The 10,477-nt window shown below is 61.9% G+C and carries 9 protein-coding genes; 7 read left to right on the forward strand and 2 right to left on the reverse strand.

The window, feature by feature from the left end:
- The first annotated feature begins 104 nt into the window (after nt 1-104).
- Complete coding sequence (locus AMC99_RS10060) at nt 105-2,189, forward strand: TonB-dependent receptor (protein WP_061926195.1); 2,085 nt, start codon at nt 105-107, stop codon at nt 2,187-2,189.
- Nucleotides 2,190-2,194: 5 nt separating this feature from the next.
- Here AMC99_RS10060 and AMC99_RS10065 read toward each other — a convergent pair whose 3' ends face one another.
- Nucleotides 2,195-2,767, reverse strand: a complete 573-nt coding sequence (locus AMC99_RS10065; protein WP_061926197.1) for a (2Fe-2S)-binding protein — start codon at nt 2,765-2,767, stop codon at nt 2,195-2,197.
- A 38-nt stretch (nt 2,768-2,805) separates the two neighbouring features.
- Nucleotides 2,806-3,570 carry a class II aldolase/adducin family protein gene (locus tag AMC99_RS10070; RefSeq protein ID WP_061926200.1) on the reverse strand — a complete coding sequence of 255 codons (765 nt, stop codon included), beginning with the start codon at nt 3,568-3,570 and terminating at the stop codon, nt 2,806-2,808.
- A gap of 168 nt (nt 3,571-3,738) precedes the next feature.
- Between AMC99_RS10070 and AMC99_RS10075 the strand changes: the two genes are divergently transcribed.
- The 6 genes from AMC99_RS10075 (at nt 3,739) to AMC99_RS10100 (ending at nt 10,366) form a co-directional block, all read left to right on the forward strand.
- Nucleotides 3,739-5,094, forward strand: a complete 1,356-nt coding sequence (locus AMC99_RS10075; protein ID WP_061926202.1) for an MATE family efflux transporter — start codon at nt 3,739-3,741, stop codon at nt 5,092-5,094.
- Between the two features lie 84 nt (nt 5,095-5,178).
- Nucleotides 5,179-7,542: a chemotaxis protein CheA gene (locus tag AMC99_RS10080; protein WP_061926204.1), complete on the forward strand. Its 2,364-nt coding sequence runs from the start codon at nt 5,179-5,181 to the stop codon at nt 7,540-7,542.
- The gene (locus tag AMC99_RS10085; protein ID WP_061926205.1) at nt 7,539-7,988 is read left to right on the forward strand and encodes a chemotaxis protein CheW; all 450 of its coding nucleotides are present in this window, start codon (nt 7,539-7,541) and stop codon (nt 7,986-7,988) included. Before AMC99_RS10080 ends, AMC99_RS10085 begins: the two co-directional genes overlap by 4 nt.
- Nucleotides 7,989-8,041: 53 nt before the next feature.
- Nucleotides 8,042-8,407: a response regulator gene (locus AMC99_RS10090; protein ID WP_061926208.1), complete on the forward strand. Its 366-nt coding sequence runs from the start codon at nt 8,042-8,044 to the stop codon at nt 8,405-8,407.
- Between the two features lie 58 nt (nt 8,408-8,465).
- A complete protein-coding gene (cheB, locus tag AMC99_RS10095) occupies nt 8,466-9,530 on the forward strand; it encodes a chemotaxis-specific protein-glutamate methyltransferase CheB (RefSeq protein WP_232301375.1) in 1,065 nt (354 codons plus the stop codon).
- On the forward strand, nt 9,521-10,366 hold the full coding sequence (locus AMC99_RS10100) for a CheR family methyltransferase (RefSeq protein ID WP_061926210.1): 846 nt from the start codon (nt 9,521-9,523) through the stop codon (nt 10,364-10,366). The genes cheB and AMC99_RS10100 overlap by 10 nt, the downstream gene beginning before the upstream one ends.
- The last annotated feature ends 111 nt before the right edge of the window (nt 10,367-10,477 follow it).

Raw genomic sequence — 10,477 nt, forward strand, 5'->3', positions numbered from 1 at the left:
GATAACAATCATTGATTTTTCCGCAATAGCCAGATCATGATTGCAATTGCGACTTATTCGCAATAGCGGGCGTTTAACGAGAATCATTCGCAAGAAAGTTTTACATGAAATTCCTTTCCTCCCGCTCGACCTTCCTGACTTCGGCAGCGCTCACCGTGTTCGCGCATTCGCCGGCTCTCGCCACCGTCGCAGTTGCCCCGGAAGATCGCGATTACCTGCCGACAACGATCGTCGTGACAGGTGAAATCGAAGGCTATGTCGAGGATGACGGTTCCACCGGGACGAAGACGCCGACGCCGCTGATCGAAGTACCGCAGACGATCACCTTCATCACCGATGACCAGCTGGACGACCAGGCGATTACGCAGCTCGCCGATGCCCTGCGCTATGTCCCGGGTATCTCGCTCGATACGGGCGAAGGGCACCGCGACCAAGTCTATATTCGCGGCCAGGCCAGCACTGCCGACTTCTATCTCGACGGCCTGCGTGACGATGCGCAGTATTATCGCCCGCTCTACAACGTCGAGCGCATCGAAATCCTGAAAGGCGCAAATGCGCTGATTTTCGGCCGTGGCGGTGGCGGCGGCGTCATCAACCGAGTCAGCAAGAAGGCGGAATTCGATAATGCCGACGTCGGTCTCGGCGCATCGGTCGATAGCTTCGGCGCCTTCGATCTTTCGATCGACGCGAACACCCCGCTCAACGACAATATCGCGGGCCGTATCAACGTCGCTTACGAGGAATTCGACAATGCGCGCGATTTCTATGACGGTCGCTTTTTCGGTATTTCACCGACCCTGACATTCCGCCTTGGCGATCGGACCCAGCTGACCGCCCATTACACCTATGACAACGATCGCCGCGTCACCGATCGCGGCATTCCCTCGCTCGACCAGGCACCTCTGGCAGGGTACGACAAAACCTTCTTCGGCAGCGCCGACTTCAACCTCGCTACTAATGTCGCCCACATCGCCAAGCTTCGGCTCGATCACGAATTCACCGACGAACTGACGCTCAATGTCTCCGGCCAATATGCCGACTACGACAAGTACTACGGCAATGTCGTTCCGACCGGTACCGACGGGACCAATGTCACTCTGGGCGGCTACACCAGCAATACCGACCGCCAGAACTGGATCGGCCAGGCCAATCTGGTGTGGGATACGCAATTTGGCGGCGTGGGAAGTACGACGCTGGCAGGCGTGGAGGTTTCGACACAGGATACCGTGGCCTCGCGCAACGGCATCGAGTTCGACGGTAGCTCGACGGTGACCCTCCAGCGCGTTCTCGACGTACCGAACGTGTCGGTCGGAGCGTTGACCCGCGCTTCCAACTCCACGCTCGACACGTTCTCGGCCTATGTCCAGGAACAGCTCGATTTCGGCCTCGTCGAACTCATCGGCGGCATCCGCTACGACCGGTTCGACCTGACAGACCTTCTCAGCGCGACCAGGAACAACAGGGTCGACGAGAAGTGGAGCCCGCGTTTCGGGGCAGTTCTGAAACCGGCGCAGAACCTGTCGATCTACGCCAGCTACTCGACCAGTTTCCTGCCGCAGTCGGGCGACCAGTTTTCGAGCCTGAGTGATCTCGATGCAACGCTCGAGCCCGAAAAGTTCGAGAACATCGAGGCTGGCATCAAGTGGGCGCCGCGTCCCCAATTGTTTGCAACCGCTGCAGTCTTCCAGCTCGAACGCTCGAACACCACCGCAGAAGATCCGCTCAACCCCGGCTTCATCGTCCTTACAGGCAAGAGCCGCGTTCGCGGTTTCGAAGCAAGCATCGCCGGCGAAATCCTGCCCAGCTGGCAGGCGAACCTCGGCTACACCTATCTCGACGGTGAAATCATCAGCGATACAGAGAGTGCAGTGGCGGGAACCCGCCTGCACCAGTTGCCCAAGCACCAGATCGCCCTTTGGAACAGGGTCGACCTGACCGAAAGCTTTGGCATCGGCTTGGGCGCAATTTACCAGGACGAACAGTTCGCCAGCATTTCAGGAGACGTCGTCCTGCCGGACTATGTGCGCTTCGACCTCGCTGGCTATTGGGATGTAAACGACCGCATTTCGATGCAGGTAAACATCGAGAACCTGCTCGACGAAAATTACTATCCCAGCGCGCACGGCAACAACAACATCCAGCCCGGCAACCCGCTGAGCGCGACCGTCGGCGTGAAACTCAAACTCTAAATCGTTCAGTTACCTTCCGAAGTGCCCGCTTCCTCGTTTCGGGGGAGCGGGCGCATCGCCGGCACAGCCTTGGCAGCGTCTTCGGCGCTGATGCCCGGGGCAGGCGCGGCACTGATCGTCTCCCTGCGGCGCGAAACCCGCCCTGCCCGCTCGATTGCGCGCACCAGCCGGGGATAAACACCGCAGCGGCAAAGGTTCGGAACGGCAGCCTTTATGTCGGCTTCGGTTGGCGAGGGATTGTTTTGTAGCAAGGCCGCCGCGGCCATGACGATCCCGGGGGTGCAGAAACCGCACTGCACCGCCTGCTCGGCAACCATGGCCTGCTGCACGGGGTGCGAGCGGTCATCCGACAGCCCCTCGATCGTGGTGATGAAGCGCCCCTCAGCCTCGGCGATGGTTATCAGGCACGATCGCAAGGCAGCGCCATCGACGATCACGGTGCAGGCACCGCAATCACCGTTGCCGCAACCGTATTTGGTGCCGGTCAGGTTGGCTGCGTCACGCAGCGCAAACAGCAGCGGCGTGTCGGGATCCATGTCGAACTGGACCGGACGCTCGTTGATGGTCATGCGCGACATGGGCGCACGGTTCTCCTGTCAGTGCGATCGGCGCGTGTTTAGTCGCGCCAGCTCGTATCGATACGGTCGATCCGGCGCTTCCACGCTTCGAAATCGAACACGCCTGCTCCGCCCTGGTCGCCCACGATATGCAGGTCGCGCTGGTGGACATCGACGACTTCCTGCGGAACCGTGATCGGATCGCCCATGCCCAGCGTTGCGACCTGGATTTCACAGGCGCGCTGGAGCGACCACATCTTCACGAACATGCCCTGGATCGACCTGTCCATGACAACCGGGCCATGATTGCGGAGCATTAGGATCGAATTTTTGCCGAGATTTTCGACCAGCCGCTGGCCTTCTTCCTCGCGCACCGTGACGCCTTCGAAATCGTGATAGCCGATCTGGTTCTGGAAGTTGCAGGCATAGAAATTGGTCGGCAACAGGCCACCCTTGTGGCTGCACACCGCCATGGTCGCCGTGGTGTGAACATGGCAGATCGCTGCCGCACGGTCGCCGAGGTGCTTGTGAAAATAGCCGTGCTGGGTGAAGCCGGCCTTGTTGACCATGTACTGCGACGGCCCGACGTTGTTGCCCTCGACATCGATCTTGACGAGGTTCGAAGCGGTCACTTCGTCGTATAGCAGGCCGAACGGATTGATGAGGAAGGTATCTTCCTCTCCCGGCACCTTTACCGAGATGTGATTGTAAATCGATTCACCCCAACCGAGGTGGTCGAAAATACGGTAACATGCCGCAAGGTCGAGACGTGCCTGCCATTCTTCGGGGCTGCAATCGACATTCTGTTTCAGCTGGGTCGCCACGGGCGCTCTCCTCTCAGGTCGCTTGATTTGACCGCCCTTATCGCATGACACCTAGGGGGTGCACAAGGTGACACAACGCGACCGGGAGGCGACCCGCCGGTCAATCGCGGCGCCACCGTCAGAAGATTTCACTTTTTCCACCTCGCCATCGCGGCTAGGCGCGCAGCGATGAGCGAGAACGCCAAACTGATACGCGGACCGATCCGCGGGCATCTCGTATCGCAAACCCTGCCCATGATCATCGGCGTCGCAGCGATCATGTCGATCGGCCTCGTCGACGCCTATTTCATCGGACAGTTGGGGAAGGATGCGCTCGCAGCCATATCCTTCATCTTCCCGGTGTCGGTTGCGATCACCAGCCTTGGCGTCGGCATCATGGTCGGCATCAATTCGGTCGTCGCCCGCGCCTTGGGCGAAGGGGACGACGAGAAGGCGGCGCGCAGGGCCAATTTCGGGATCCTGGTCGCGATTGCGACGGGCCTGGTCATCGGCGCGCTGCTGTACCTCCTCCTCGATCCGCTGTTCCGGCTTATGCAGGCGCCAGACGATCTGATGCCGCTGATCGAGACATACATGCGGCCATACGCGCTCGGTTTCCCGCTGATGCTGACGATCATGGGAATGAACGGTGTGCTTCGCGGCCAGGGCGAAGCGCGGCGGACATCGATCGTCTCGATCTCATACGCCGCAGCCAACTGGGTGCTCGACCCGCTGCTGATCACCGGCGCTTTCGGTTACGAGGGCCTGGGCATGGTTGGTGCAGCCTATGCCACGATCATCGGCTGGGCGATCGGCGTTGCGGTCGCGATCCGCCTGCTGAAACACACCGTCATCAGCATCGACCTGGCGCTTGTGCGCAACTGCCACGTCAAGGACCCGCTGCTCGCCATCCTGCGGGTCGCCGGACCCGCCGCCTTTTCCAACGCGATCAACCCCATCGGCCTCTCGGTCCTGACCGCGCTCATCGCATCGCAAGGTGCCGATGCCGTCGCCGGGTTCGGGGCTGCCGGACGCTTGCAAAGCTTCGCCGTCGTTCCATTGCTGGGCCTATCCGGAGCGATCGGCGCGATCGTCGGCCAGAACTGGGGTGCCGGACGCCCCGACCGGTCGAGACTTGCGATGCTGGAAGCAGGGCTGTTCTGCATCGGATGGGGGCTTGCCATCGCAGTCCTGCTTTATTTCCAGGGTGACTGGTTCGCCGGTTTCTTCAGCGAGGACCCGCAGGTCCAGCGCTATTTCACCGACTATCTGCGCATTGCCGCTTGGGGCTATGCCGGGTTCGGCTTGCTGATCGTCGGCAATGGCGCACTCAATGCCATCGACCGCGCGAGCTTCGCCCTCGGTCAGTCTGCCGCCCGTGTCTTCCTCGTCATGCTGCCAATTGCCTGGTTCCTGCGACCGGACTGGGGCGCGAGTGCCATCTTCGCTGCCGAGCTCGCCGCCAACCTGGCAGGCGGTCTCGTCTCAGCCTTTCTCGTCTGGCGATTGCTGCGGAAAAGGCCCGAGCCAACGCCTCCGGCGTAAATCGCCAATCCTGCAGCGAGTGCTGACCATTCGTTAACCATCTTGCTTCAAAAGGGCTCTCCTAACCATGGGGGCCTTTGATCGATGGATGACCTGCTGACGGATTTCGTCGCAGAAACACGCGAGATGCTCGAAGCGAGCGAGGGTGAGATTATCGCCTGGGAGGCGAATCCTGCCGACCGCGCACGCCTCGATGCCATCTTCCGCTTCGTGCACACCGTGAAGGGCAATTGCGGCTTCTTCGATTTCCCGCGCCTCGAGGCGCTCAGCCACGCTGCCGAAGACGCGCTGTCCGACGTACGCGCGGATCGCCGCGTGCCCGACAGCCAGCTTGTCAGTGCAGTGCTCGCGATCATCGACCGTATCGCAGCCATGGTGGATGCCATCGAAGCCGGTGAAGACTTTCCCGAAGGCGGCGACGACCGCCTGATCGAGGCACTGGCCGAAGGTGCCGATGAAATCGCCCTCGTCGCTCACGAGACAGAAGACGGCAGCAGTGCCGATGAAGGCGGCGCACGCCAGCGTTCGGCAGGAGCCCAGCGCACGATTCGCCTGCCGGTGGAATTGCTCGACCGCGTGATGAGCGGTGTTTCCGACATGGTTCTAGCCCGCAACGACCTCGGCCATCGGCTGAGCCAGGCAGGTGCCCAGCCGAGCATCGACGGTCCGTTCGAGCGTCTGAGCTCAATCCTGACCGACGTGCGCGACGCGGTCACGCGGATGCGCATGCAGCGCATCGAACACCTTTACGGCGCCCTGCCCAGGCTGGTGCGCGACCTTTCGGCAGAACTCGGCAAGCAGGTCCTGATCGATCTCGAAGGCGGCGATGTCGAAATGGACCGCGAAATGATCGAGATGATCCGCGATCCGATGACGCACATCATCCGCAATGCGATCGACCACGGGATCGAGCGCCCGGCAGACCGCCTCAGGTCCGGCAAGCGCGAGATGGGTATTCTGTCGATCGCTGCGCGCCAGTCCGGCAACCGCATCACGATCATGGTCAGCGACGACGGCCGCGGCCTCGATACCGACAAGATCGCGGCCAAGGCGATTTCGAGCGGGCTGATGCACGAATCCGATCGTGACAATCTGGACCGCGAGCAGATCCTGCAATTCGTGTTCGAACCCGGCTTCTCGACGGCAGAGTCGGTGAGCGCGGTTTCCGGTCGCGGCGTCGGCCTCGACGTGGTGCGCGACAATCTGGAACGTGTCGGCGGCAAGATCGAGGTGGATTCGCGCCCCGGCGAAGGAACGATGTTCCTCCTGCAGCTGCCCCTGACGCTCAGCATCATTTCGGGCCTCACGGTGGAGACCGCAGGCCAGCGCTATGCGATCCCGCAATCCTATGTCGAGGAAATCGTCCGCGCCGGATCGACCAGCGTCGATTACGCGCAGATCGGCGACACCAGCCTCATCACTTTCCGCAACCAGCGCATTCCGTGCATCTCGCTGGCCGACGAACTCGGCCTCGAGCACGAGATGGCTCAAGCGAACCGATCGCTCGTGATGCTCCGCCTCAACACGGGCGACTTGTTCGCGCTCGCCGTGGACCGGATCAAGAGCATCGGCGACATCGTGGTCAAACCCCTGCCGCCGGCGCTGACGGGTGTCGGCGTCTATGGCGGCACGACACTGCTCGACGACGGGACGCCGATCCTGTTGCTCGACATTCCGCAGATGGCGATGGCGCGCAATCTCGCCTCGCCCACCCGGAAGCGCGTCGCGATTGCCGATGACGCTGCCGAAAAGGCAGTGGCAGAAGCAGCGCGTGCGATGATGGTCATCGGGCACGACGGACGCCGACAGGCAGTCCGGCTCGAACTCGTCCAGCGCATCGACACGGTTTCGGCCGACGATATCGAACGCGGCGAAGATCGCGACCGTGCGGTTATCGACGGCACGCTGCTGCCTGTCTTCGGCCTGCCCCAAGGCGAGATCGAGGACGAGAAGGTACGCCTGCTGCGACTTTCGGACGGATCGTGCGAAGTGCTCTATGCCGTCGCCCAGATCGACGATACTGTGGCGCTCGAACACGAGCTGATCCCGAGCGAGGAGCCGCTGATCGAAGCCGTGACGCTTGTCGATGGCAAACAGGTCAAGCTGGTCGACGGGCACGCGCTGTTCGCCCGTTACGGCACGACGAAATCGTCACACAGCCTGCGCTGCCATGTGCCGCAAGGCGAATGGAGCGATACGATCCTTGCGCCGCTGCTGCGCCAGGCCGGCTATGAAGTCGTCCGCGGGGAAGCAGAAGATGCAGACATCGCCATCGCTCTCGACGACCAGCCGGTCGCAGGGACTGCAAAGGCATCGAAAATCCTGCGCCTGCGCAGCCAGCCCGACCAAGAGGTCGGCGAAACCGAGCGCGAGGTTGCCGTTTATCGCTACGACCGCGAGGGCGTGCTTCGCGCCCTGAGCCGTCTTCGCAAGGGAGAGGCTGCATGAGCCAGTTGCTATTGCTCGCCAAGGTCGCCGGTCGTCGCTGCGCCTTTCGCGCCGAAGACGTCCAGTCGGTTATCGAGACCACTACGATCACGCCGGTGCCGCTGGCACCTTCGCATGTCGCAGGTCTATCCGCATTGCGGAGCCAGGCGCTGACCGTGATCGATTGCCGCAAGGCGATCGGCTGCAAGGATGCGCAGGACGGGGTCGAACCCGACCTGCGGGCCGCCGTGGTTTCGGTCGACGGGCATTCCTATGCCTTGCTGGTCGACCAGGTCGAAGACGTCACCGAAGCTTCCAGCGAGCCGCAGGCAATTCCCGGCGGTTTCGGGAAAGCATGGTCGCGGGTCGCGCACGGAATGGTGGAAACCGGTTCGGGTCCGGTCCTGCTGCTCAAGACAAATACAATCGTGGAAGGTCCTTCGCAGTCGCGCGCGAAGGCGGCTTAATCGCTTGGTTACGCATCAGCGTTAAGTCTCATGCGTGAAAAACAGGGGTCAATATGAATACGTGCCTGATAGTTGATGATTCGCGGGTAATCCGAAAGGTGTCGAGGCATATCCTCGAAACCCTCGGTTTCGCCGTCGCCGAAGCAGAGAACGGCCAGGACGGTCTCGACCGCTGTGAAGAGGCCATGCCCGATGTCGTCCTGCTGGACTGGAACATGCCGGTCATGACCGGGATCGAATTCATCACCCAGCTTCGCAAGCGTCCCGGTGGCGACAAGCCCAAGGTCGTGTTCTGCACCACCGAAAACGATGTCGCGCACATTCGCGAGGCCATCGATGCAGGTGCGGACGAATATGTCATGAAACCGTTCGACCACGAGACCCTGCAGATCAAGCTCCAGCTCGTCGGCTTCGCCTGAGGGCGGTCCGATGGAACCCCGCCCGGGCTCAACTATAAGGCGATCCCAGACGCGATCGATGGCCGACGGCCCGATCCGCGTTATGATTATCGACGATTCGATTACGGTACGCGCAGTCTTTTCGCGCATGATCGATGCCGAGCCCGACATGGTGCTCGCCGCTTCGCTCAGCAATGCCGAACGGGCGCTCGCCAAGCTGCCCGACCTTCCGACAGACGTCATCCTGCTCGACCTCGAAATGCCCGGAATGGGTGGTCTCGAGGCGCTTCCCAAGATACTTTCGACTGCCAGCAACGCGCAGGTACTGGTCGTATCCTCGCTGACGGAAGATGGCGCCGAACACACGATGGCGGCGCTGTCGATGGGCGCGGCCGACACCATGCCTAAGCCGCGACCGGGCGGCTTCGACGACGCCTATCGCAATGCGCTGCTCGACAAGATCCGTGCCCTCGGTGGCCGTGATCCCGAAGCGCGCAAGGCCAATGCCCCTCAGGAAGCAAAGGCCAGCCCGGCAAGGTCGCTCGAAACACGGCACAAGCGCCCCGAGGTGCTCGCCATCGGTGCTTCGACCGGCGGCATCCATGCGCTCAACATCCTGCTGCGCGCCCTGCCCCCCAGCTTCCAGCTGCCGATCCTGGTAACGCAGCACCTGCCTGCCGCCTTCATGCCGGTATTCGCGCGCCAGCTCGAACTTGCATCGGCACGCAAGACGGTGGTGGCCGAAAACGGCAGCGAAATTCGTCGCGGCGAAATCATGCTGGCGAGCGGCGAAGGCCACATGATCGTCGAACGTGACGGCGACAGGCTCGTCACGCGCATTTCTAAAAAGCCCGCCCCCAGCGGCTGCCGCCCGTCGGTCGATCCGATGATCGAAAGCCTGGCGGAAAGCCTCGACGGCCATGCGCTCGTCGCGATCCTATCGGGAATGGGTCGTGACGGGGCGATCGGCGCCAAGGCGATGGTGGAACGCGGAGGCAAGATCCTGGCGCAAGACCAGGAAAGCTCGGCTGTCTGGGGCATGCCCGGCGCAGTCGCCAAGGCCGGATTGGCGAGCGCCATCCTGCCGCCCGACCGGATGGTCGAAACTATATTAAATGAAGCGGGGGTCGCCGCGTGGAAATAACCGAAGCATCCTATCAGATCATCGCGGAATTGCTGTCCGCGCGAACCGGACAGCAGCTGACCGAGGGGCGCCGCTGGCGCATCGGGACCTCGCTCGCCAGCATCTTCCGCGAACGCGGCATCAGCAATGTCGACCAGCTCGTTTGCCTGCTTTCCATGCCGGGCGAAGCGCAGCTGGCGCAGGACGTGGTCGAAGCGCTGCTCAACAACGAAACCTATTTCTTCCGCGACAAGCCGACGTTCGATCAGCTGCCGGACGAGATTTTCCCATTGCTGTCGGAACGCAGGCGGGAAAAACGCCGCCTGCAGATCTGGTGTGCAGGCTGTTCGACCGGGCAGGAGGCGCATTCGCTCGCCATCCAGTTCGCCGAACAGCACGCCCGCTGGCAGGGCTGGTCGATCGACATTCTCGGCACCGATGTCTCGACCAAGGCGATCAACGCGGCGCGCAGCGGCCACTACAGCCAGTTCGAGGTCCAGCGTGGCCTCAGCGTTTCGCAGATGCTCAATCATTTCGACGAGACGGCATCGGGGTGGCAGATCCATTCGGGTACCCGATCGATCGTCCGTTTCCAGCAGCACAACATCCTCGATGTCTCGCCGGGCAGGCAGCCGTTCGACCTGATCCTGTGCCGCAATGTCCTGCTCTATTTCGACGGCCCGACGCGCGACCGCGCCTTCGACCGCCTGCATCAGGCTTTGGCCCCAGACGGCTTCCTGATGCTCGGTGCAGGCGAGACCGTCGTGGGGCAGACCAAGACTTTCGAGCCGACATCATACGCCAGCATCTATGAGCCAGCGCCGTTCCGCACCGCTGCGCATGCGCTGGCAGGTTGAGATTGCGGCGCGCCGGAGCCGCTCGGGCCAAGAGGCCGAAGATCAAGGTAAAGATTGTATTTACGCTTCCTTAGCGAATGGCGGTTATCCCAACCCTTCGAATGGAAATTT

It is taken from the genome of Altererythrobacter epoxidivorans, from assembly GCF_001281485.1.
Lineage (GTDB): Bacteria > Pseudomonadota > Alphaproteobacteria > Sphingomonadales > Sphingomonadaceae > Erythrobacter > Erythrobacter epoxidivorans.

Excerpts from the sequence above, each read along its gene's own strand:
- AMC99_RS10060 (WP_061926195.1), top strand. The coding sequence starts at position 105 with ATGAAATTCCTTTCCTCCCGCTCGACCTTCCTGACTTCGGCAGCGCTC.
- AMC99_RS10075 (WP_061926202.1), top strand. The coding sequence starts at position 3,739 with ATGAGCGAGAACGCCAAACTGATACGCGGACCGATCCGCGGGCATCTC.
- AMC99_RS10090 (WP_061926208.1), top strand. The coding sequence starts at position 8,042 with ATGAATACGTGCCTGATAGTTGATGATTCGCGGGTAATCCGAAAGGTG.
- AMC99_RS10080 (WP_061926204.1), top strand. The coding sequence starts at position 5,179 with ATGGATGACCTGCTGACGGATTTCGTCGCAGAAACACGCGAGATGCTC.
- AMC99_RS10085 (WP_061926205.1), top strand. The coding sequence starts at position 7,539 with ATGAGCCAGTTGCTATTGCTCGCCAAGGTCGCCGGTCGTCGCTGCGCC.
- cheB (WP_232301375.1), top strand. The coding sequence starts at position 8,466 with ATGGCCGACGGCCCGATCCGCGTTATGATTATCGACGATTCGATTACG.
- AMC99_RS10065 (WP_061926197.1), bottom strand. The coding sequence starts at position 2,767 with ATGTCGCGCATGACCATCAACGAGCGTCCGGTCCAGTTCGACATGGAT.